Raw genomic sequence first — 24,015 nt, 5'->3', positions numbered from 1 at the left:
TAATTATGAAAACAACATTTAAAGAAGAAGAGAAGAACTACGTAATGTACTTCGAAGGCCGTCTTGACACAGCAGCATCGGCCGAGGTAGAAAAGAGTATGGCCCCACTCTATGAGTGTGATGGTCACGACATTATCCTTGACTGTTCTGCACTTGAGTATATCTCATCTAGTGGACTGCGCCTGTTCCTTGCCCTCTTAAAGGCAGCTAAGCCAAAGGGTAGTCATGTTTTCCTGCGCGGCTTGAACGAGGACCTGCGCCAAGTTTTTGCCATGACAGGCTTCATTAACCTCTTTGAGTTTAAATAATGCGACTGTCGCCCCATTGCGAAGCATTGCTGCAGGACTTCAGAGACCTGCAGCCACAATTGCTACAGCTCGACAAACAGGTTTTCGAGTTGCTGCAGAATACGCTGTCACATCAGGGTATCGAACTTAACAGCATAGAGCACCGCGTAAAAACCGAGGCTTCATTTGCTGGTAAGTTAGAGCGCAAAGGTGAGAAATACCACACACTAAACGACATCACCGATTTGGTTGGCTTGCGCATCGTAACCTTCTATACCGATGATGTTGATAAGGTAGCAGCCATCGTGAGTCAGTTGTTCAATGTCGACTGGGGTAACTCTGTCGATAAGCGAAAACTGCACGAGCTTACCAGTTTTGGATATAACTCACTGCACTACATTTGCACGCTGAAAGAGGGAAGTATCCCGTTCGAGATACAGATACGCACCGCACTGCAACACACGTGGTCAGCCATCGAGCACGACATTGGTTACAAAGGAGCAGTCAAACTACCCCCACAGTTCCGTCGTCAGTTCAGTCGCCTGGCTGGTATGCTCGAGCTTGCTGATGACGAGTTCAGTCGCCTGCGTACCACCATGACCGAGTATAGGCGTCAAGTACAAGCTCTGGTCAAGTCGGGTAATCTGGGCGAGGTATCACTTTCTACCGACTCTTTCAGAAGCTATCTTGAGTTGCGACCATTCGATAGACTCAACCAGCGCATAGCTGCCGTTAATCAGGCAGAACTGTTCCCAGCCTCACTCATGCCATTCCTGCCGGTGCTTGAGCATTTCGGAATGGAGTCGCTAGGACAGGTGCAGGCGATGGTTGACGAACTGAGCGATACAGCTTATCAGCTGGCACTGTCACAACTGGCTGTAACCGATCTTGACATCCTGTCTGAAACAGTCGGTCTGCAGAACCTCTGTGTGGTGTACGCCCTGAAGAACGGTGGCAGTCGCGAGGATGTGAAACTGATTTACGACACCCTTTACGGTGCCAATGAAAGTAACACGCTGCTGGCCGATGCCATGACAAAGCAATATTCAGCTATTGGCCAGTAGTAGTTTTGATACAAATGATATATAAATGAAACAGAAACTAACAATCGTAAAAGTAGGTGGCGCTGTGGTAGAAGATGAGACGCAGTTAACCCAACTACTCAAGGACTTCAGTGCCATCGAAGGCAAGAAAGTGCTCATCCATGGTGGTGGGCGCCGTGCAACACAGGTGGCAGCCAGTTTGGGCATAGAATCAAAGATGGTGGGCGGTCGCCGCATCACCGATGCCGATATGCTCAGCGTGGTTACCATGGTTTATGGTGGACTGGTCAACAAGAGTCTGGTGGCCCGCCTTCAGGCCAATGGCGTAAATGCCTTAGGCCTGACAGGCGCCGATATCAATGTCATCAGGAGCCACAAACGCCCCATCAAAGATGGCATAGATTTTGGCTTTGTAGGCGACGTGGATAAAGCCGACGGGCAGATGCTTAGCCATCTTATCGAGAGTGGTATCACCCCTGTGATGGCACCCCTGACCCACGATGGAGAAGGCCACATCCTTAACACCAATGCCGACACCATCGCCAGCGAAACAGCCAAAGCCTTGGCCCCATTCTACGATGTAACACTCATCTATAGTTTTGAGAAAAAAGGTGTGCTGAGAAATCCCGATGATGACAATTCGGTCATTCCCACCATCACCCGTGCCGACTTTGAGCACTATAAGGCCGATGGCACCATCAGTGGCGGCATGCTGCCAAAGATAGAAAATGCGCTGAATGCCATCGATGCTGGTGTGAGCAGGGTCATCATTACCCTGGCCACAGCCATCGACGGACAGAGTGGTACACAGATATTTTGAGGTACACAGAAAAAAAAGAGAAAAATATTGTTTTACTTGTAACTTTTGCCCCAGGCTAATCGTCATATAATAAGAGAGGATGAAAAAGATAAGTTTTAAAAACGACATCTTACCGCTGAAGAACGAGCTCTACAGGCTTGCCCTCCGCATCACCCTCAACCCTGCAGAGGCAGAGGATGTAGTACAAGACACAATGATCAAGGTGTGGAATCGCCGAGAAACATGGGATGAAATCGAATCGATAGAAGCCTTTTGTCTCACTATCTGCCGCAATCTGGCACTCGACAGAATGCGAAAGTTAGAAAACCAGAATCAGAGTCTGGAAGAAGGTCACCACGAAAAGCCCGACCAAAGCTACGCCTCCAACCCTGAGGAACAGGCCATGCAGCGCGATCGTATCGAGCTGATACGCCAGTTGATTAGTGAGTTGCCAGAGAAACAACGCAGTGCCATGCAGTTGCGCGAGTTCGAAGGTAAGAGTTATAAAGAAATAGCGTCGATTATGGCTATCAGCGAAGAGCAGGTAAAGGTAAACATCTTCCGAGCTCGCCAGGCCATCCGACAAAAATATATTGAAACCGAGAAATATGGATTATAAGTACATCGAACAGTTACTGGAGCGCTACTGGCAGTGTGAGACCACACTGCAGGAGGAGTCCATTTTGCGCACCTTCTTTAGTCAGGAGGATGTTCCAGCCAGTCTCAAGCAGTACAAGGCACTGTTTGAGCTACAGCAGGAGAAGCCCGAGCTGGGCGATGACTTTGATGCCCGTATGCTCGCAATGATAGGCGAGGAAGAGCAGCCTAAGGCCAAGGTGGTAAGCATCACCCAGCGCCTCATGCCACTGTTCCGTGCTGCAGCTGTGGTGGCCATCATTCTTACTTTGGGTAACGCCGCACAGGCCCCTTGGGACCGCGGATGGGACGATCCAAAGGAGGCGTATGCCAAGTTCCACCAGCAGCACCAGGCCGACTCCGTTAACAGCCTTGGCACCATGCAGGCCGAGAACATGACCGATACTCTGAAGATGAGTGCCACGGAGCAGTCCGCGCTGTTTGAATAAGATTTTTTTCTATGCTTTCTTTATAAATAAAACAAGTAAAACAATTAAGATGGAGAAGCTGTGAAGCTTCGTACATTTCTCTCAAATTTTCAGGAAATACTAACGCTGAAGTAAAGGCTGCCTCCGAACGCATCGGGAGCAGCCTTCTTCAATATCTATTGGTTTTAAATCTATTTCTTCATGCGTAAATTCAGCTGATAGAGTGCGGGTAGCAGCATCAGCAACGAGAACCCCACAGCCAGCAGCACACGCTCCTCACCTACCAACTGAGCCAGCGTAGTATCGGCAGTGCCGTAGGCAGCCTTCGAGAGGTTGAATACAGCATAAGCTATCGAATTGTTCACCCAATGCAGCACCACCCCGGGTACGATACTATCGGTTCGGTAGTACATCCACCCTAACAACAATCCAACAAGAAAAGCATGAGGCATCTGTGCCGGATTAAAGTGCGACAAGGCAAATAAGCCTGCCGATATGGCGATGGCCAACCAGTGGTTGCTGCTCCACTTGAGCAGACTGCGCAGTATGGCACCGCGAAACACCATCTCTTCAACCAGCGGCGCCAGCAGCCCCACTACCACATAGCCCAGCCTACTACCCATCATCTCTTCCACACCCTCGCCCATCAGGTTAGGCAGGTCAGGCATGTGTTCCTGCAACCATACAGATGGCACAATCAGCCCGATGGCTGCCATCACACACCAGAATAGCACAGCCCATGGACGAGTGCGAACCCAGTGACGACTCACCACAGTCCACTTAGTAGCCAGGAACAATACCATAGCCAGCACATTAAAGGTTGATAGTGTGATGATCATTGCTGTGGTACTCATCACGCCATCGTGCTTCAGCACCATGGTCCACATCAATTGTGCCACTGTAGATACAAACACCTGCAGAGCAGCAAATATCACAGTATATGCCAATGCCTTTCTCATTTTCTTTTATTATTTCTGGATTTTAAACAAATTTCTTACATACGCTCTGTCAGCCTCTAACTGCGCTATCAGCTGTTCTGGCGAGGCAAAGCGCTGTTCACTGCGCACACGATCCACAAAGCCAATTGTAAGCGTACGACCATACAGATCGCCGCTAAAGTCTAGGATGTTCACTTCAAGCGTTTGGCGCTGTCCATTAAACGTGGGGCGACAGCCAATATTCATCATGGCCGGCATACGCTGCCCGCCCTCTATGCAGACCCATACGGCATAAACACCAGCCAACGGCAGAAGCTTGTCGCTATTCTCCGGCTCTATATTTGCAGTGGGATAGCCTAACCCTGTACCTATATGTTCTCCACTCACCACACGGCCCCTCAACTGATAGGCACGCGTCAGTAGGCGTCTGGCATCCCCTACACGCCCTTCATCAGCCATCAAACGCCTGATGAGCGATGAACTCACCGCATCACTAAAGCCCTCGATATCTTTCTCTGTAGCTTGTCGCACAACCATGCCCAACTCACGCCCGAAGCCTACATAATCGTCAAAGCTCTCACTACGACCACGACCAAAACGGTTGTCATAGCCAATGCGCAGCACTTTCACACCTAAACGCTGTTGCAGCACTTGGACCATAAACTCACGAGCTGTCAGACTAGCCATCTCTTGCGTAAAGGGCAGCACCACTAGATAGTCAACCCCCAGGCCCTCTATCAACTGGCACTTTTCGTCGAGCGAAGTAAGCAACTGTGGTTGGAAATCGGGCACAAACAACAGCTGCGGCAACCTGTCGAAGGTTATCACCATCGACTTGTAGCCCCGCTGCTGTGCATCGGCCATCATCTGCTTAATCACAAACTGATGACCAGCATGCACCCCGTCAAACACGCCAATCGTAGCAGCGCACTCGGGCATATCTATTGCCTGCGTCAAATCATTTATTATTTCCATTTTGGTCTGCAAAGATACTCAAAAATCCGCAAATCGCCCCTTCCGATAAGTCATTTTTAGTTATTTTCTCTTAATAATTTGGATAATTAAAGAATTTACCGTACCTTTGCACACGCTTTTCAGAAGCAAAAGCATTGGACTTGTAGCTCAGTTGGTTAGAGCAACAGACTCATAATCTGGAGGTCCTTGGTTCAAGCCCAAGCTGGTCCACACTAATAATCAAGCACTTACGAGTTTCTCGCAAGTGCTTTTTCTTTTTAGGTGACCTTCAGGTGACCTTTTAGCCCCAAAAGTGAGACATAGATACATTCTGAAATCAACAGTTATCTCAAGAGTATTCTTGAAAAGGAAAAGGTTACCAAAAAATGCATATAAATATAGTCGTTTACATCTTTTCAATATTAAATAATGTGTAAAATGCGCCCTATAAACCCTATTTTTCAGAAAAACTTCGTATATTTGTCCCATTATTAAGAATAAATGAAATCCTCAATATGTGTTATGCTTATTAGCTTACGAAAGAAAAAGGATGAGATAGAAGTAATTCTTGATGATTTTGCCAAAAAACAATGGCAAAAGACGAGGGCATATCTGATTAGTCGATATTCTTTGTCAGAGGATGAATGTGCTGACGTATTCCAAGATTCTTTAGTCATTTTGTGGAAAAATTATAAAGAAAACAAAGTGAACCTCGACAGTACAGGCATGTCAAGTTCAACTTACTTCATGACAATCTGTCGTAATAAGACCATGGAGCTATTAAGATCCAAGAGTAGATATGTGACGACTCCATATGAGATAAATCCAAATAGGGATCACCATGATTACCAAGAAGATCAGGTTGAAAGGATTCTTTCTTTGGAAGATGCCCATGAGAATATTCAAAAGGAGAAAGAAGCTCTAGTAAGGGATATTGTTAAAAACTTACCTTCACCTTGTAACGAACTTTTATGGGGCTACTATGGCGATGGTCACTCAATGAAGATGCTTGCAGAAATGTTTAACTATGCGAGCGAGAATGCTGTTAAGGTTACGAAACACCGCTGCTGTGAGAAATTCCGTATAAGGTATAGCGAAATGAGCAAATCATTATTCTAAAACAGAGTCGTTATGAATGGAAAAGAGAATATAATCCAAGAAAAAGATTTGGTAAATGACGAGCGAATAAGTCGTTTTATGCAAGGGCTTATGGAGGCTGATGAAGAAGATGCTTTCCAGATAGAACTGAAGAATAATGAGGAACTGCGTAATCAGGCCATAGCCCAAGCAAGACTTGTAAAGGGGATGAAGCAAGTTGACGAAGAACTGAAAGAAATGTTCCAACGAACTGATGAGCAAACGATACGAAATATAGCCAACCGGGTAACTGCCAGAAAGAATCGCTCAACTAGATGGCTTGCTATTGCTGCATCAGTGGTGTTTATTGTATTTGTCGGTTTCAAATCCTACGACTATTACGATACAACAAACTTGGGAAAAGAATATGCTAATGCATTTCCAACTTCATCTATTGTAAGAGGAGAATTAAACACCGATGTAGAATCAGAGCTGAAGGCTCTCTTCGATAATGTAGCACAAAACAGAGATTTGGATAATACCACTTCTCGGCTCAAAACGTTATGGGAGCTGTCAAAACAGGAGTCCTACAATGATTATACAGATTATTCTCCGTATATTGGGTGGAATCTTGCTATAGGCTATTTGGAGAACTATGAGAAAGCCAAGGCCAAAGAAATCCTGAAGGAAATGAAACAAGTATATCCTGAAGGAACGGCTCTTGGTGATAAGATAAGAGAGGTCTTAAATAGATAATGAGAGGCAATAATGGCTCATAATTAACATTTTCTATGATATACAAGAACCTATACATAATTGGTAATGGTTTTGACCTGCATCATGACATTCGTTGTGGTTTTGAGGATTTCATGAAATGGGTGAAGAAAAACGATGCAGGTCTTTTCTTTAAATTAACTCAGGTTTATAATAGTGCCTGGGAATATAATTGGTGGAGAGATTTTGAGAATAGCCTAGCCCAATTAAACATTAGCTATTATGCCAACAAAAAAGGGAACTTATATGACCCTGAATATATTAAAGAAGGTTCGATAGAAGAAAAAACAGAGTTTACCTCTCGGAAAGTTATGGAAGAATTTGACAGTATTAAAGATTCTTTGAGACATGACTTTCAGAAATGGTTGTCAGAGGCGTATGAGAAGAGACCCCAAGAAAAAAAGATACTATTTCCAAGCGAAGGTAGCATATTCCTCACTTTTAACTATACCAAGACTCTTGAGGACATCTACGAGATAGATGCCAAGCGTGTTTATCATATCCATGGCGTAATTGATGACAAGGATTCAATGGTAGTTGGTCACGGATTAGGAGAAGAAGAGTTGAATGATATGCTTAAATGTCACGAACCACGAATAGGTGAAGTCTGGAATAAGAAGCTAAATATGCTGACTAGGATTCAGTTAGTTACACCAAAACATAAAGATCTGGCAACTTTGAGCTCGTTAGAATCTATAGTGTCTTTGAAGAAAGATGTAGAGGGGTGTATAGAAAAGAATCAACAATTCTTTAATGATATCCTTGATGTCGAAAGGATATATGTGTATGGATTCTCGTTTTCATCCATAGATATGCCTTATTTAGAGAAAATTATTAGGCGAACAAAGCCAGAAACACATTGGGTGATTTCATGGTATTCGCAAGATGATAGAAGGCGATTAATGGATTTCGTCATAAGATATGATATACAAAACATTACAATGATTAATGGGATTAAATATCTTGATATACACGTATGAAAATAAACAAGATACTCATATTGGTCATTATTCTTCTGAATAATTGTTGTATTGTTCGGGCTCAGTCTTTTGAAAAAGATTGGCAGTGGTTAAAATTTACAGAAGCGTCTGTTGGCATTGCTAGTACTGTATATGAAAACACTTTGCTCAATCTTGTTGCTAATAACCTGAAAGATTCTTTAATGGTTTCATATTATGACAGTATCGCTACTCGGCTAAACACAATCATTCCACAAATAGAAAACAAATATGGAGTAACATCTATGCAATACAGGAACCTAATTGATGCTTGCAGTGTCGTTTTAACTGAGAGTGCACATAATCATGTTAGAATAAAGAAACGTAAGCATCTCATTAGTTTCCTTAAATCTCTGGAAATGCACTATCATCAAGCTGAAACAAACGAATATATATTTACTGTTGGACTTTCTGATGTATACAGTTATTTAGGCGATTTTAATAAAGCAATATATTGGGGACAAAAGCGTTTTGATTTTGCCAAGAAATCAAATAACTCAAATGAATTAGCCGGAGCATATTGTGTCCTGGCAGAATTGTATATAACGCATCATAAAAACAATGACTTTTTAGCTTTTTTTGACAAACTAATTAGTGATACAGAAATTTCACATCAAGACAAGAGGACTATAATTAACTATTTCTTAAATACCAATTACGAGATTCTTTCCGATAGGAACAAGTCTGATATCGCAAAATGTATAATAGAATTTGAGGATAATAGATTCTTGGACATACAGACACTATGTCATGAAGCGTCAAAACATCAAGACTACTTTATTTTTGACATCATTGAAAACTCTAAAAGATTTTCCAACTTCAGCATTGAGGATATATTTGATTATTACAAATGGAATTCCACAGGTTTCTCCATCTATAATAATCCTCAACGTTGTGTTGATTACTTGATTAAAGCAATATCCTTTGCCCAAAGCAATAATCGAGATGACTTGAATTGGCATTTTCATGGAAGTAAATCGACCCTCAAAACCCATAATTGGTTGTGGGTTGCCTACTACTATGAACACGAATTATTTGATAAAACAAACGCTTTGTTATTCTATGATAAAAACATTGAAGCAACAAAAAATTATTATGGAGAGAAATCTGCTGTCTATTACAAAGAATTGATAGAGCAAGCTAATCGCTATGATTTATGGCGTAATGACATAGAAAGAGTCGCATATTATGATAGTCTTGCTGTACAGGTTTCTCAAAATGCATTCGGAATAGACTCTGAGGAATATGTTAATTCATTATCGGGATATTTATTTAGCTTGCGTAGGCAAAATAAATATCACAAGGCACTTTCTTTATGTAATGACTATTTCTCGGCTACAGATTCTACAAATGTTTTTTCACACAAGATATACAATCAAGCAGCAATGTGTTATAAATCGTTGGGCATGAATGAACCTGCAGTAATTTCCTTTATAAAGGCTATTGATAAGGCAGATGATAGGAATACGAAATCATTATATGCCGTTAATTTATCATCTCTTTTGGTTGATGAAAATAATGAAAAAGTCGCATTGGATTTTCTTGATAAATATGAACCAAAAACAGACAACCCAATCGATCATTATACGTTTTTAAACACAAAAGCTAATATTCTTGCTAATATAGACCGTAATAAAGCATATAAGACTTTCTGCGAGGCTGAACAATATGAGACTTCAAAAAATGTTCAACTTTTGGTTAATCGACAAATAACCCATTATATGAATAAGGCAAAAGTCGCTCCAGATTTACATCTTAGGTTTTCCGCACTTCAACAAGCCTTAAAAATATTTGATAATAATAACACTTCAGACAGCATAATGTATGCTCACATTATAGCGGATATAGCCGATTACTATAATTCGGTGATGGATGTTGAACAGGCAGCTCTATTATATAAACATGCTTCTGATGTATATATTCGAAATAGCAAAGACATTAGTATAGATTTTCTAGATTTCTGCGATAGAACTGTAATGTTTGGGTTATCTCATGGATATGACCCTCAATTAGTTTATGCTGCCGAGCAATCCTTGGCTATGAGAAAACAAATGCAGGGAGAAATGAATAACACATATATTTATCGAAGATTTCAATTATTAGATACATATAGCAGATTTGGATATGATGTCAAGGCAGATAGTTTAGCAGAAGTAATAAAATCAACAAAATTGCCCCAAGAGTGCGAACATGAAAGAGATTATTATCTGGGACTGTACGAGCAGTATTCTAGAAAAGATTTAAAGAAAGCTGCTGCTTATTATGAAAGTTATTTGTCTTCCTCAGATTTTTCTATTGCAGGGACACGCATATATGGAGACCTTATGGATATATATAAGGAATTAGGTGAATATGACAAATTTGATATTACGGAAGATAAATATATATCTATATGGTACCAAGATGTTGAATCAAAATGGTATCATATAACAGACCAGGAAAGGGTGAATTTTTTGCAACTTCTCAAAGGTTGGCAGATAAGTTTGGCCCAATATGCCTGTACACCAAAATCTATAGAGAATGCAGTGAATGCTTCTCTTTTCTGCAAAGGTCGCTTAACACAAACAACAAAAGCAATTAATGACGAACTATCGCGTTTAGGGAAAAACATTCTTGTTTCAGAGACATCTCAGTCTCATGGAATAAACACCGAAGAAGGAAGTGAACCTGCAATTAGTGTCTCTGATCATATTATAAGTAGCCCGGATTCTATTAGCCGTAGTATCGTATATAATGATTTATCAACAAAAAGATTAAAAAATATTGTCAATAGTAACATAACATACGTAAAGAAGAAACTTTTAAAAGGTGATGTCGCTATAGACTTTATCAATGTTGACACTACAACTATTTACGCTTATATTATCAAAAAGGATAAACCTATAGAACTCAAACGAATTACTTTTGCAGATGGGGTTAAAACATTATCTCATGAATCTTTAGAAAAAGTTTCGTCAAATATTAAGGGGGCAAAAAGAGTTTTCTTTTCTCCTTCTGAAACGATGTCTATTACTCCAATAGAGTCTTTTTTTAGAAGTAGTTTTCCAAATATAGAGGTTCATCGCGTTCTAAACTTAAGCAACATTCGCAAAGAAAATAGAATTAACATTAAGAATGTCGTAGCAATAGGAAATCCACGATTCAATGATAAATCAACAACAGAAACTTCACAAAGCAGAGGTACTGTCTGGCAACCTTTACCAGGAACAAAGATTGAAATAGACTCTATTTCTGATATGTTCAAACGAAACAATATTAAAATACAAGCATATACGGAAAACAATGCCACTGAGTCTGTAATCAAGGATTTCAGTAGGAAAAATATTGATATTATACACATTGCAACACACGGATTCTTTAATTCTGATAACTATGAATCAGGTCTTTTGTTTACTGGTGCAAACAGAGGACTTAATGGTGACACATTGGACAATATGGATGATGGAATCCTGACATGTGATGAAATAGAGAACCTACATTTCCCAAATCTAAAACTCGTTGTGTTATCGGCTTGCGATACAGGTTTAGGTAAAACCAATATAGATGGCGTTTGGGGGCTTCAACGAGCATTTCGGATTGCAGGTGCAAAAAATATGATTGTAAGTCTAAAGAAAGTGGACGATGAGCTAACGCAATCATTCATGATTAATTTCTACAAGAATCTTACAATCGGAAAGTCCATCTATGACTCGTTTGGGGAAGCTATGGATAATGCTGATGAAGATACTCGTAATTCATTTATCTTAATAGAATGAAACAGTTATGAAGAGAATACTATTTATCGTGACAATATCAATATTTACACAACTGGTTATGGCTCAAAACAAACGAGCCTTACTAGTTGGTATTTCCGACTATCAATGTGTCAATAAATATGGCGGATGGAATAATATTCATGGCAAAAACGACATTGACATGTTGTGTCCTACCCTTAAAAAATGGGGTGCATCTGTATCATGCTTGTATGACAAAGGAGCTACTAAGACAGGGATTGATAAAGCCTTGAAAGTGTTGATATCTCAATGTAAAACTGGCGACATTGTTTATCTACACTTTTCCACTCATGGACAACCATTCGAGGACGAAAGTGGTGATGAGGATGACGGTTGGGACGAATCTATTGTGCCTGTGGACGCACCGATTGAATATACCAAGGGAAAATACGAGGGAGAGAACCACTTGATAGACGACGAGCTGCATGAGTACTGCACAAGAATTAGAAAGGTAATCGGTACAAAAGGAATGCTATATGTCGTAATAGATGCATGCCATGCAGGAAAGGCTTCCATGGGAATTGAAGATGATGTAATTCGAGGCACGAAAGCTGGTTTTACACGTAGTGGCAAATATTATCGTCCTCAAAAGTTAGAGAAAGGCAATTACTATAACATACCTTCCTCACCATCACTTGGAAAAGTAGTTTTTATAGAGGCTTGTAGATCTCATCAGGTCAACAAAGAAATAGTAGAAGGTGGTAAGCACTTTGGTGCTTTATCCTATTATATAAACCGAGTTCTATCTAATCATGAGCTGTCTAAAGACAGCAAATGGATAGGGACGGTGAAAGAAATGATGGAAAAAGATCCTCGATTAATAAATCAAAACTTGGTTATGGAATATAGCAAATAAAAAAAGAGAAAAAGTTTAATTTGATGCTCTTTTTTCTATCGTTTGTTAACCTTTTACTGCTATTTGTCATAGAGATATAGAAACAAATAGCAATTATCGTAAAAAACAATAGAAGTTATGAAGAGTATTTATCTTACCCCATTTGTGTTCAGAGCAACACGTTATGAAGAGTACAAAGATGGTATTTGTATTGGCCATCAGAATGTAGATATTCAAATCATCTCTAAAGTGATTAATAATTGTGCCATGTTCCACTTGGAAGGGAATATGCCCATGAATATGAAACGGAATTTTGGGCTACCAGTGTTTGGTGTTGAACGTGGTGACATTCTTGAAGATCGTATTATGTATGGTCGCCTTCCTGATAACTTTAGTTGGCAAGACCCTACAGATCCGCTTGTCTGTGAAATCTTTGCTAACAAAACATGTATTCGATTTGCCATGCTCAGTCCATTGAGGATTATTGAGCTTACTGGCTATTTCGAGTTGATAGGTGAATAACTCACTCTCAATTACAATAACTTTCCATAAGTATGTAAATCATACGGCGCTAGAAAGATGGTCTGTTGAGAAACACGCCATCTTTTTTTTCGAAAATGAATACGATGAGTTGTTAACCTTTCCATTATTTCTGTCATAAAGGGTAGAAACAAGCATTAATAACAATTTAAATATTCATAGTTATGGAAACAAAGACTCGTTACACAATGGTAAACAAGAGAGGTGAGGAAATCTATCATTCTAACAGCTTCTTAGGTTTTATTGGATCAACAATCTTGGCACAAGTATTAGGAGTGATTATGTTCCTTCTTTTTGTAGCCATCATCAGTGGCATTGCTTCAATATTTAATTAGCGAAAATGGATAATTCTATAGTATCATTCACTGATAATTCACCTAGGAAATGCGAAAATCGTGCATACTAGCATTAGTTCATCTTGGACTTCTTGGAATTCTCATATATTACGAGATGTGGACATGGTTGATAATAGTAATACTTATTGGAGGTGTTATTTACTTCCTATTGCTTTTTGCCATCCTCTTAGAATTAGGATTCCGTTCGAAATACCCGTTTGATTTTCTCGTACATACCAGGTGGATTAACCGATATTTTGAGAATAAAGGATTTGAATTGGTTAAACATAACACTTACAATACGGATTTCCCTGAATCAATATACAGAAGAAATGATGTCAATGTAATAGTAAGACTAAACGCCCCAATCACGGAGCACAAACCACTAACGATTACAGTGATAGCATCTGGCAAACAGAAGAAAGTATGGACTTTCCCTGCCAATAAGGATGAAAAGGTGTTTGAGAGTTTTGAGTTGTTTTTACAATCAAATTAAAAAATTCATCTATACTGTTAACCTTTTGCTTTTATATGTCATTAAGGGTAGAAACAAACATTAATAACAATTTAAATTTTGATTTATGGAGACTATATTTTTCTTAGTTATTGCAGTATCATTAGCATACGCAGTTGGTTGCTGGGGTAGAACTCGCAAAATTGGTTTTGGACTGGCTTTTGTCCTTTCACTGGTTAATTTGCTTGTAGGCATTATAGCCGTAGCATGTTCAAAGAAGCTAGAAGATAACAAATAAATAGAAGAAAAGAATTATGAGAACAGCAGGTTGGGTATTTATCGTAATTGGCGCACTGGCTTTCTTAGGTGCTGCATCAAAAGGTAATAGCGTATTTGGTCCACTTTTTTGGATAGGAATCGGTGGAGTATTACTTTATTTAAAGAGAGAACGTGAAGAAAACAAAGAAAATAGTTCCGGTTCAGTTCCTTCGGTAAAGAAGGAATCTATAAAACCAATAGAAAAAGAAATGAGCATGGTTACAGAACCATTAGAGAAAACAACATCCGTTACTTTTGAGCAAAAAGAAGCGGCTCTCTGTTTAATAGCATTCTTCGCTGGTTATAATGACGACCTGACAACTGATGGAGCAGCTTACATGGTTTCATATCAATCAGCCATCTGGTTCGGAATTGGCAATTATAAAGAAACTCTTACAGCTGCCTTACCTAAATATCAAGACGCAGACAAGCTAATAGACACCGTTTTGACCATCAAAGATACAAAATCAAGAGAGTTCATCCTCCTCACTTGCTATGATCTCACCAAGATGTCTGGCAAAGCGGAAGCTTATGAATTCTTATATAACATTGCAAATGATATGGGTTATAATAAGGAAAAGTTTCAAAAATTGATTGACCAATACTCGGATAGGCCATCAATAAACTAACAATTACAATAGAACACTTGTAGCCATAATATAAAGGTAATATTCATAGTTGTAAGATGGGATGGACTGTTGTGAAACACTCCATCCGCTTTTTTGTTAAATTTTGCAAACATCGAACGACATACTGTAACTTTTGGACTTGTTCTGTCATAAAGGGTAGAAACAAAAAAAATAATATGGAAAGTTTAAACATTCAAATCGACAAGAACAACGTTGAACAGCAGAAGGCGTTCGACTTGGTAGCAAATACTAACACTTGCCTTTTTATCACAGGTAAGGCCGGTACTGGTAAGACAACGTTCATCAAGCGCATACAGGCTGAGATCAGCAAGAATTTTTTAGTTCTTGCCCCCACTGGGATAGCTGCTATAGCTGTTGGTGGCCAGACGATGCACTCATTCTTTGGATTTCCTTTCCAGACGATGGGACCACATACAAAATTAGAAGTTCTTCCTGAGAAAAAGATGCTTCTAAGGGAAATAGACACAATCATTGTAGACGAAGCATCTATGGTCAGAAGCGATATGGTTGACGGCATGGACAGATACCTCAGAATGGCATTTGAAACCAATATGGCTTTTGGTGGAAAGCAGGTAGTGTTTGTAGGCGATCTGTTCCAACTTCCTCCAGTAGTGAAGCAGGGATCAGCGGATGCAGAAATGCTTCGCGACCTGTATGGGCCAGGACTCCCTTTTTTCTACAAGGCTTTCGTTCTGAAGAGAATGAACTTGCCAAAGATCGAGTTCCAAAAGGTTTATCGCCAAAGCGATGAGGATTTTCTAACGATTCTCAACAAAATGCGGAATGGTGAGGTAAAATCAGAAGATCTCGCTTTGCTTAATAAGCACGTAGGAACAGAGGAGAATAATGAAGATTTCTCTGTAACCCTTACCTCATTTAACTATATGGCAGAGAAGATAAATGAGCAGAAACTTAATGAGATTGAGGAAGAAGAGTTCCTGTATCGAGCAGAAATAAAGGATGAATTCAAGAATAATGATGCTCCTGTTCCAGAAATACTCAGATTAAAGGTTGGTGCACAAGTCATTTTCTGTCGTAACAATCCAAATTCTGGTTACATGAATGGAACGATTGCAAAGGTCTCAGCCTTGGAAGAGAATAAGATTCTTGTCAGACTTGAAAACGGTGGTGAGATTGAGGTGCATAAGGTAAGTTGGGAGAATGTCGAGAGCCAGTACAATCGCGACACTCGCAAGATGGAATCTACCATTATAGGCTCTTTCACTCAATATCCTATCAAGTTGGCTTGGGCTATCACTATTCACAAGTCACAGGGTATGACGTTCGACCGCATGCATTTTGATCTGTCAAGAGGTACATTCCAAGCAGGACAGGCTTATGTGGCCATCAGCCGTATGCGCTCATTAGAGGGTTTAACATTGAGTCATCCAATCATGCCACATCATATCATGCAGAATCCTGAAGTTCGTGCATTTGCCAATTCCTTCAATGATGCAGTCATGATTGACGATGAAATAGAGATCGGCAAAATGGTATATAAACATCTGGCCAAGAAAGAATATGATTTGGCTGCAAAGGTTTGTTTAGACTTGGTTGTTGCAAAATCAAAACGAAATGACCTGAGAAATGCAGCATTAATTGCCAAGAAAATGTTCGACATAATGCTTGACGACAAGAATTTGATGGGACGTACAAAGAAGGTGAAACTCCTTAAAGATTGCAGTATGACATGTAATTTTCTTAATGCAGTTTTCTGTCTGTATGGTAATCGTTATGAAGAGGCTATAGGTTATGCAGATATGGTACTGAGTAGAAAAAATTGTTTGGAGGCGATGTTTGTCAAGGAACGTGCATTGTATGAATTATGTAGATACGACGAGGCTTTTGATATGAACTATCAGATTATCAACACCTCTAAGGAGGCTGAGGAGAAGAAAGCCATTGATAAGAAATTGCTCCTTTTTGAGGCAAGGGTTAATGCTCAGATAGGAAATCCCAATATTTCAATTTGCAAACAACTGATTAATATCTGTCCAGAGTGTATTGATGCTTATTGTCTTCTGAGAAAGGATGCAATAAGGAATGGAAAATCCATCGAAGTGTCTGAGGATGAAGAAAATGCAAGCCTCATGCTATCATTCAATGACTCTAATGTTTCTGACGATGATTTCAGAAAGACACTTATGAAGGCAGATCTTTCTGGCAAGGAATGCTTAAAACTTAGGAGAAGGATTAATAAAATTACTATTTAAATTGTTTGGATCATGAGAAAAAAGATTTTTGTTGTTCTGTTGTTAGTAGTGGTTTTGATCACTAGTGTTGGATGTAATCATGAATCTAATCCAAAAGCTTATCAATTGGATTATTACATGGATACAATTCAAGGTCATGTAATTATTTCTGCAGTCTGTGTGAAAAGTGATGGGAATGGAATAAGCGTAAGTTCTGTCAACGTTGGTACTACGAGGCAATCTAAAGAAAAGGGATATTATGGAGAAGAAACAGAGTTTTAAAATATTCGTAGTAATTGTAATCTTTGCAACAGTGATAGTATCATTATACAATGTTCAAGGGGGGCCTAGTCATAGTAAAACTCGAGCAGAACTATCAGAAAAGGAAAACATTCCATCTTTATTTGGAATATCTATGCAAGGAGTAGATCAAGATGAGATTATTAAGAATATGGTAGAAAAAACTGAAGAATTTGATTATTTCGGCAATGAAAGAGAAGGGATAAAGCGAGTGTTGTTTTGTGGTGTTCCTTGTGGTCTAAATATTCAATTTGAGCAGAAAAATGGGACAACTGTTATTACACACGTCGTGCTTTTTACTTCGCTTCAGGACAAAGCAACTTTTGACAATCTCAAAAGCTCTATTTCTAAGAAATACGGTAATCCTGATTTAGAAGAATATGAGGAAGGAACTGAGGTAATCGACGGTAGATATTACGGAAAGTGCAGATGGAATAATGGAGAAATAATGCTACGTAATACACATCGTGATGAAGGTGGGTTTCTCGTTTTTTTATATCCAGTCACCAATATGGGACATTCGTCCCGAAAAACTGTAACCACTAAATCTGACAGCTGTATCAAGACTAAATTTACATGGGAAGATAGCCATGGTAATCTATTTCCTGTCTATATGACTAGCAAAGGCTCATGCTTTGTTATAAGAACTTCAAAAAACGGTGAGAACTATAGAGCTTATCTTGGGAAAGAAGTGTCTGAGCAAATTTGTAGGGAATTGGAACAAAAAATGACTCAAGCTAATGACAGCTTCTTATTTAATGAAGTAACGTTAGATGATAATCGCACATATTACAATGATGTGGATTTTGACAACAATGTAGAAAAGATTGAGAGAAAAGATAATGGTGAGATCTTGGTATATAAAGCAGACAACAAAGGGAAGTGTGTTATAGACGTGTCATCCGATATACCTTATTGTTGGATAAGAATTAATCTTTGTTGTCCAGCTCATAAAGCATATACGACCATCAATTACAAGATGCAGACTATTTATGTAGAAGCTCATTATGGTTGTAATGATTGCCAGATTAATCAATACAAAAAAATAGGAGATACTTGGAGAGAGGTTTTGCCAGTAAAACCTCTCTCATTAATAAATCAAGATCTATTTCCAAAGGAACCCTTTTACTGGGATGAATATAAATGGTGCTGGCGGATACGATAAATTATTAGGGATATTATTATTTGTGGAGAACACATTTCGTTCATAACCTAATGTGTTATTAATAACAACAGATCCACTCACGTTTTTCCTATACCCCCAAAACATGACTTTATTAATAATCAGAGCCCGACCTGCAGATGCAAGCCGGGACTTCTTTGGGATTGTATGTAGAATGGCTATGCCATGAAGTGCTTGATATGACGAGCTGATGTAACCTTGGCATCATAGATGACAGTTACTTCGCGAGTACGAGGATTCCACTTGGTGTCCATAACGCCCTTCATGTGCTCAACCTTAGCAACTACTTTCCTGTGTGAATCGTGACGGCTCACCATAAAGGTACAGGTCTTCACGTCAGGACGATAGGCATGCTTCTTATAAGCATCGAAGTGAGAGGTTCTATTATTCATCTTGTCAAAGTGCGAAACCTTCTTGTCGTTAGTAACTACCACAACGGTTGTATTCTTGCCGTGATTTGTATGTTTCTTATTACCGGCCATTGCTGGCATTGCGGTTGTGATAGCCATCATCATCATGGCTGCGATCACCTTATTCATTGTCTTCATAATCTTGTCTCCTATTCTTTAAATGGTTCGACATTTGTTTCTTGTTTACGGTGCAAAGTTAGTGTAATTTGGTGAGGTTTGAAAGAGAAATATCCTATTCAGCAAAGACGGATTCCCTAAAATGTTGTGGGGATTTTCCCTATGAAACCCATATCACTTGTTGATTAGTACCTTACCACTTTTGCCATCAGTAGCCTCGGTATTCAGTACGGATTCCGTGAAATCTTCCTTTCCGACTCAACTTTAATATACCACTATTTACAGGAAGATTACTAATCTGGCTATCTATGATAGCCTCGTTTGTGACTGCCAAGAACCATTGTCTTTGCTGCCTGATGGCATCTGCGGGCAAAGGCCAAATCGTCCTCATCATCCTTCTTCCTTGGCAATTCATTGCCACATCCTCCTCCACCGCAGGATTGAGAGATAGTTGTAGCAGCATCAACACAGCCAAAGAATAGACAGGCTGTAGTAGCAGCAACCTCTGCGGCTCTCTCCGCCACCCCTTCAGCCAGATTCAAGCCCATCTTCACCAGATAGTTTATGGCAGACTCGGCTCCTATCTGATAGACTTCGGCCTTGGTTCCAACAGCAATGTCGCGTATCGCATCAACAGCTTTCAACATCCATCCTGCATTGGTCAGCCGCTCCTTGGGCTTGTCGCCGAGTGCCTTCCTCACTATTTCTTTCTCCCTATCATTCATGACGTATTTGTCGAGTCGGGGATTGATGATGACTTGAACAGCATTCCAGAGCCCTGGCCAGATAGTTTCCTGTACGTTGGATATGTTGTCGTAGTTGGCGGCTTTCTCTTTAGCTTTCTCGTAGGAATCTATGGTAATGCCCCGTTTGGCCATCTCATCGTATTGGTGTATCTTCTTGATGGCTATGGCATTCTGGCGCATTTCCTGCTTGACGATAGCGCGACTTCTGCGTGTCAACTCGTCTTTGTGAACGGAAGCAAAACAGCGGAGGATAGTCTGCATGTCGGTCATCACGGACTTGATGTCTGCGTCACGCTTCTTTTTGACTTCTTTAGGATCATCGAAGAAACCTATCTTCCGGGCTTTGATTTTGTCTATCTCCTCAAAAGCAGCGGTGATGACATCCATGATGGTGACATTAAGTTTGCCATTAGCTTTCAAGTTATCGATAATGGCTCCTTTGGTCTCTGGGTTATAAGCGAACACCATTTTGTCGAAACTCACCATGTCGGCCACTTCCTTGGGGTCGCCGACAGCATTAACCAGCTCTTCGACTCTTTGTTCCAAAACAGTTTTCTCCTTTTGAACCTTGTCCTTCTCTGCTCTGGCATCACTCAGATCTATGCGGGCAGTTTCCACCTGTGTGACTATCTTGGCCACCTGCTTACGTCCTTCTCGAATGTCGTCTTCGACCAGGGATTGTATACGTCCAGCCTGCTGGAGCTTATCTTGAATTATGGCATACTCCTTAGTGGCAGATTCTGCTTTTTGTTCTGCTTCGTCAGCCTTTCTTAATGCCTCCAACCTCTCCTGCTCCAGCTTTCTCTTACTCTTCTTGCGATGTTCTTTGCGCTCTTCTGGTGTCATCAGCGATGTATCTTCACCTCGTGCCAATCCCCATTTACTGTTGACTTCCTCGTAGAGCATGGTATGCCAATGTTTATATGATGTGTACGCCTGATACTTGGTCTTGCCAAAATAATGGGCATAGCTGACCATAGGAACCTTCTTCTTCACAGCAGGCTTATAAAAGCGTTTCTCTTCCTCGGTCAAACGCTCGTACTGACGGGTTATGATATGCTTGGGGCGCTCCTTGCCGTCTGGCTCAATATCAGGATCGAGGTCATAGCCACCAGTCCTGCCTTGAGGCTTCCGCTCAGCTACAGGAACCACCAAGGCATGGAAATGTGGGGTAGTCTCGTCCAAATGACATTCAAGTCCGAGTACGTTCTCTTCACCAAATTTACGACAGAGGAACTTATAATACTCCAGTGCCAAGGTTTCGATTTGCTTGTAACCCGGATGATTTGGATCGTCTGCCAACGTGACGGAACTATTGTCCTCGCGCCAGTCAAAATCCATCGGTTTGCCGAAAGCAATCTCCGTCATGCGGTCATGGTCACCGTTGAGCACAAAATCAACACAAGTGTTTGGCTGGTTAGGTGCATCGGGCGACCACGGCTTGAACTTTAATTCTTTCAGCCGTTCGTCGTATCTCTCTTTCAATGACTTTTTCTGCGTACCGAGAGGGATGATAGTGGGACGGGCATAGATAGGCTTACCTTTTTTCTTGCCAATCTTCTTTCCTCTTTTAACCTCAAAATTGAGATGACTTCTTGACCAGTCATACCGATTCCCCGGTTCTCTGTTCTTGGCATCGTATGTCTCCTTAGTCCATCCACGTCGCTCATTTTCCCGGCCTTGCGCTGTGACAAAGGACGGAGAAGCGGAGATATTGAGCGACTGGTATTGTTTCTCACATATTTGCATTGCCTTATTCTTTTCGTTAATTATATGGGGGTCTTGGGGGCGCAGTCCCTGAGCGGTGGTCCAGGAGAGGGTCACTCCTGGTCGGGTTCCAAGGGCAGACAGCCTTTGGCATATTGGGGTAAAATGGCAGAATTGTCATTATTACCCCTAATATGTTGTGGACTATTATTGTAGTCCACCCTGCGGCACGCCCGTCTTGTTCCATTCCTTGTCGCGCAGATAGATGAACAGGTAAGAGCGAGATGCGAGGTCACCTTGCAATCGCTGTGCATGAGCGAATGCAGCAGTTCGTTCGTCTGCCGTCAATTGCTTCCAAGAATCGAATGCCTGCGCCTCGTTGTTACCCGTCTTGGCATAAACTTGCTTCAGGCGTTCAAAAGACGAGGTGGGGTCATTGGCGTTGAAATCGCTATCACTCCTGTCCTTCCTTTCGTTCGCTGATGAAGGAGATGGGTCGTCGATTGTCTTCTTTGAGACATTGGCAGGCCGAGCGGTTGACTTGGCTGTCCTGCACTTTGCACTCTCGCTGCACTTACGGCTCTTCACCTCAGCTGCCATTCGCAGGGAATCAAGATCCTGAGCAATCAAATCGAAGTATGTCTCCAGACGGAGGTCATCCATCGCTGGGCGTGTGCCATCGGTAGCGTATGCTACGACAGCCTTTACCAACTTACCTACTTCACTGTTGTTCATTCGTGAACATGCCACAATGAGCACGTTCGATAAAAACGGAATACGTTCAGTTGTCTTCATAACTTTAATAAATTAAGGGTTACACATATTTTTCATCACACATTATATTTCATCTTCTCGTTGTCAGAACACACCCAATACAATTTCTTTCTCTACCTCAGCAATCATCTCATCGGTAACGCCATGAGATAACTTATAGAGATTATTCTGTCGTGGATCTTCACCTTTCTCTATCCATCCTCGAACAGTTAGTTTGAGAGCATCAAGACCGCAGGGCTGTTTGTCATCAGTCTGAGGTTTCTGCATGGTGTAGCCATACTTAGCCACTTGACTTCCCCACCATTCTTTGAACTTCTTGCTGTACTGTATGATGATGTCCTCTGGATCGAACTCTCGGAACGTGTCCTTGAATTCAGGATAGTTTGCGAAGTAACAGAGCAGTTTGACAGGCGTACATTCAGCACCATTGCGACCGAGGAATATTGCAGCAACATTCGTACAGACATCCTTCCCGAGTTCTTTGCCACTCCTTTCCACCATCAAGTAATATCCCAAGAAATGCTTCAAGAAAAGAGCCATATCTGCATCCTTGGTATTATAGATCAGATTAAGACGGTTTAATGTTGGAACGGCAGTATTCACAGCCTTATCAACATGCTCCAGTGCATATCTCCAAGAATCTGGACCGAAGGCCTTATAGACCTTATCCAGACTCGGAAACCTCTGCAAGAACAACTGCTCATTCGCCGTTAGCAGAGCTAAGGGTACGCTGTTCGAGCTCTTCGACGAAGTTTCTTGCTTCGGCCCGGTTATCAGTGCGTCCACATTCCTTGTTACGTTTATCTGTTCCATTGTCCTTCTTAATTAAATTCTGAGTATCTTGTGTCCATTTACGAGCTGTAGCCTGCCAATCAGTCATAGGACTATTACCTACCATCCAATTCTTGGATTCATAATAGTCAAGGAAACGCTGAGGGAGTCCTATCTTCAATTCGTATCCTTCGGGTATCACGCATGTAGCCATATAAGACTCGACATCAGCAACCGTCGGGACGACCTTCTCTCTCTCGGTTTGTATGACGTCTTTATCTTTAGTATTATATAGCGTCTGGCCATCCGTCCGCTTTACCGTCAAGTTATCCGTCCATTCCAAAAGGGTATATTGGGGCGGCATATGGCGTGAGCGACCATCAGTGAACTTGATGAGACCAACATCAGCTAACTGCTTCCTGGCTGTAGTCAATGCCGTTTTGCACACATGCAACTTGTCGCAGATTACAACCGTAGAACAAGGGAACGGCATCTTCCAATTCCGCCTGTTACACTCGTTGAGGAGGTAAGCATAGAGTGCTATTGCTGTTGAGGAGAACATGTATTCCTCGTGAACACTCCAAAACCGATTTAGATAACCTATATATGTCATTTCTTACTCGGTTTATATTCTGCCAGCTTACCAGACTTTATCAGGTCATTGACCTCCTGCTTAGAGTAGAGATTCTTACGTCCAACCTTTTGGCTGCGAAGAAGCCCAGACTTCTCTATTCGCCATAGAGTTGGATAAGAGATGTGTAACTCACCGCAGACTTCGCTGCGATCATAGTAGCCCTCTTCAACAGGGCTATCCTCAAAGTTGCCGATGTTCTTCTCTGCGAGGCACCGGCTGACAGTCCGATAGATGATGTCTTCGAACTGCTGTTCATTAAGTACAACGATGTTCTCCATAATCCTAATATTTTTATTTATTTCTTGAAATTTTTTGCAAATTTCGGTGTTTTTTTTGATATTG

The 24,015-nt window shown here is 41.0% G+C and carries 23 protein-coding genes and 1 tRNA gene; 16 read left to right on the top strand and 8 right to left on the bottom strand.

Annotation, left to right across the window (positions count from 1 at the left end; all coding sequences use genetic code 11):
• Nucleotides 1–5: 5 nt before the first annotated feature.
• The 5 genes from T360_RS0101070 (at nt 6) to T360_RS14295 (ending at nt 3,214) form a co-directional block, all read left to right on the top strand.
• Nucleotides 6–308, top strand: coding sequence for an STAS domain-containing protein (locus tag T360_RS0101070; RefSeq protein ID WP_028911143.1), 303 nt, complete (start codon nt 6–8; stop codon nt 306–308).
• Nucleotides 308–1,351: a GTP pyrophosphokinase family protein gene (locus T360_RS0101065; protein WP_028911142.1), complete on the top strand. Its 1,044-nt coding sequence runs from the start codon at nt 308–310 to the stop codon at nt 1,349–1,351. The genes T360_RS0101070 and T360_RS0101065 overlap by 1 nt, the downstream gene beginning before the upstream one ends.
• A gap of 25 nt (nt 1,352–1,376) precedes the next feature.
• Nucleotides 1,377–2,150 carry an acetylglutamate kinase gene (argB, locus tag T360_RS0101060; protein ID WP_028911141.1) on the top strand — a complete coding sequence of 258 codons (774 nt, stop codon included), beginning with the start codon at nt 1,377–1,379 and terminating at the stop codon, nt 2,148–2,150.
• 79 nt (nt 2,151–2,229) lie between these two features.
• Nucleotides 2,230–2,748, top strand: a complete 519-nt coding sequence (locus tag T360_RS0101055) for an RNA polymerase sigma factor (protein WP_028911140.1) — start codon at nt 2,230–2,232, stop codon at nt 2,746–2,748.
• Complete coding sequence (locus T360_RS14295) at nt 2,738–3,214, top strand: hypothetical protein (RefSeq protein ID WP_036928417.1); 477 nt, start codon at nt 2,738–2,740, stop codon at nt 3,212–3,214. The genes T360_RS0101055 and T360_RS14295 overlap by 11 nt, the downstream gene beginning before the upstream one ends.
• Nucleotides 3,215–3,384: 170 nt before the next feature.
• On the opposite strand, the gene T360_RS0101045 is transcribed toward T360_RS14295, so the two are convergent.
• On the bottom strand, nt 3,385–4,152 hold the full coding sequence (locus T360_RS0101045; protein ID WP_028911139.1) for a CPBP family intramembrane glutamic endopeptidase: 768 nt from the start codon (nt 4,150–4,152) through the stop codon (nt 3,385–3,387).
• 9 nt (nt 4,153–4,161) lie between these two features.
• On the bottom strand, nt 4,162–5,106 hold the full coding sequence (gene ribF, locus T360_RS0101040) for a riboflavin biosynthesis protein RibF (protein WP_028911138.1): 945 nt from the start codon (nt 5,104–5,106) through the stop codon (nt 4,162–4,164).
• Between the two features lie 136 nt (nt 5,107–5,242).
• On the opposite strand from ribF, the gene T360_RS0101035 reads away from it, so the two are divergent.
• The 11 genes from T360_RS0101035 to T360_RS0100975 all read left to right on the top strand — a co-directional run bounded on the left by T360_RS0101035 (nt 5,243) and on the right by T360_RS0100975 (nt 18,496).
• Nucleotides 5,243–5,316, top strand: a tRNA-Ile gene (locus T360_RS0101035).
• A 291-nt stretch (nt 5,317–5,607) separates the two neighbouring features.
• A complete protein-coding gene (locus tag T360_RS0101030) occupies nt 5,608–6,204 on the top strand; it encodes an RNA polymerase sigma factor (RefSeq protein ID WP_036928414.1) in 597 nt (198 codons plus the stop codon).
• A gap of 12 nt (nt 6,205–6,216) precedes the next feature.
• A complete protein-coding gene (locus tag T360_RS0101025; protein WP_028911136.1) occupies nt 6,217–6,918 on the top strand; it encodes a hypothetical protein in 702 nt (233 codons plus the stop codon).
• Between the two features lie 35 nt (nt 6,919–6,953).
• Nucleotides 6,954–7,916: a bacteriophage abortive infection AbiH family protein gene (locus T360_RS0101020; protein ID WP_028911135.1), complete on the top strand. Its 963-nt coding sequence runs from the start codon at nt 6,954–6,956 to the stop codon at nt 7,914–7,916.
• A complete protein-coding gene (locus tag T360_RS15585) occupies nt 7,913–11,689 on the top strand; it encodes a CHAT domain-containing protein (protein ID WP_051523261.1) in 3,777 nt (1,258 codons plus the stop codon). The genes T360_RS0101020 and T360_RS15585 overlap by 4 nt, the downstream gene beginning before the upstream one ends.
• Nucleotides 11,690–11,696: 7 nt before the next feature.
• The gene (locus T360_RS14285; protein ID WP_051523260.1) at nt 11,697–12,563 is read left to right on the top strand and encodes a caspase family protein; all 867 of its coding nucleotides are present in this window, start codon (nt 11,697–11,699) and stop codon (nt 12,561–12,563) included.
• A gap of 117 nt (nt 12,564–12,680) precedes the next feature.
• Complete coding sequence (locus tag T360_RS0101005; protein WP_028911134.1) at nt 12,681–13,064, top strand: hypothetical protein; 384 nt, start codon at nt 12,681–12,683, stop codon at nt 13,062–13,064.
• 1,121 nt (nt 13,065–14,185) lie between these two features.
• Complete coding sequence (locus tag T360_RS0100995; protein WP_028911132.1) at nt 14,186–14,818, top strand: hypothetical protein; 633 nt, start codon at nt 14,186–14,188, stop codon at nt 14,816–14,818.
• A gap of 176 nt (nt 14,819–14,994) precedes the next feature.
• Nucleotides 14,995–17,052: an ATP-dependent RecD-like DNA helicase gene (locus T360_RS16655; RefSeq protein WP_028911131.1), complete on the top strand. Its 2,058-nt coding sequence runs from the start codon at nt 14,995–14,997 to the stop codon at nt 17,050–17,052.
• Nucleotides 17,053–17,064: 12 nt separating this feature from the next.
• The gene (locus T360_RS16115; RefSeq protein WP_028911130.1) at nt 17,065–17,313 is read left to right on the top strand and encodes a hypothetical protein; all 249 of its coding nucleotides are present in this window, start codon (nt 17,065–17,067) and stop codon (nt 17,311–17,313) included.
• Nucleotides 17,291–18,496: a hypothetical protein gene (locus T360_RS0100975; RefSeq protein WP_155949346.1), complete on the top strand. Its 1,206-nt coding sequence runs from the start codon at nt 17,291–17,293 to the stop codon at nt 18,494–18,496. Before T360_RS16115 ends, T360_RS0100975 begins: the two co-directional genes overlap by 23 nt.
• A 176-nt stretch (nt 18,497–18,672) precedes the next feature.
• On the opposite strand, the gene T360_RS0100970 is transcribed toward T360_RS0100975, so the two are convergent.
• The 6 genes from T360_RS0100970 to T360_RS0100945 all read right to left on the bottom strand — a co-directional run bounded on the left by T360_RS0100970 (nt 18,673) and on the right by T360_RS0100945 (nt 23,951).
• The gene (locus tag T360_RS0100970) at nt 18,673–19,062 is read right to left on the bottom strand and encodes a hypothetical protein (RefSeq protein ID WP_028911128.1); all 390 of its coding nucleotides are present in this window, start codon (nt 19,060–19,062) and stop codon (nt 18,673–18,675) included.
• 281 nt (nt 19,063–19,343) lie between these two features.
• Complete coding sequence (locus T360_RS14280; RefSeq protein WP_155949345.1) at nt 19,344–21,536, bottom strand: plasmid recombination protein; 2,193 nt, start codon at nt 21,534–21,536, stop codon at nt 19,344–19,346.
• A gap of 165 nt (nt 21,537–21,701) precedes the next feature.
• Entirely contained in the window at nt 21,702–22,289 is a 588-nt protein-coding gene (locus tag T360_RS0100960; RefSeq protein WP_155949344.1) for a DUF6291 domain-containing protein, read from the bottom strand.
• A gap of 63 nt (nt 22,290–22,352) precedes the next feature.
• Nucleotides 22,353–22,958, bottom strand: coding sequence for a hypothetical protein (locus tag T360_RS0100955; RefSeq protein ID WP_155949343.1), 606 nt, complete (start codon nt 22,956–22,958; stop codon nt 22,353–22,355).
• Nucleotides 22,959–22,968: 10 nt separating this feature from the next.
• A complete protein-coding gene (locus T360_RS16110; protein WP_155949342.1) occupies nt 22,969–23,253 on the bottom strand; it encodes a hypothetical protein in 285 nt (94 codons plus the stop codon).
• 395 nt (nt 23,254–23,648) lie between these two features.
• Nucleotides 23,649–23,951, bottom strand: coding sequence for a helix-turn-helix domain-containing protein (locus T360_RS0100945; protein ID WP_036928548.1), 303 nt, complete (start codon nt 23,949–23,951; stop codon nt 23,649–23,651).
• Nucleotides 23,952–24,015 lie beyond the last annotated feature (64 nt).

Source organism: Prevotella sp. MA2016 (assembly GCF_000619825.1).
Lineage (GTDB): Bacteria > Bacteroidota > Bacteroidia > Bacteroidales > Bacteroidaceae > Prevotella.
This window is presented reverse-complemented; position numbering and strand designations above follow the sequence as displayed.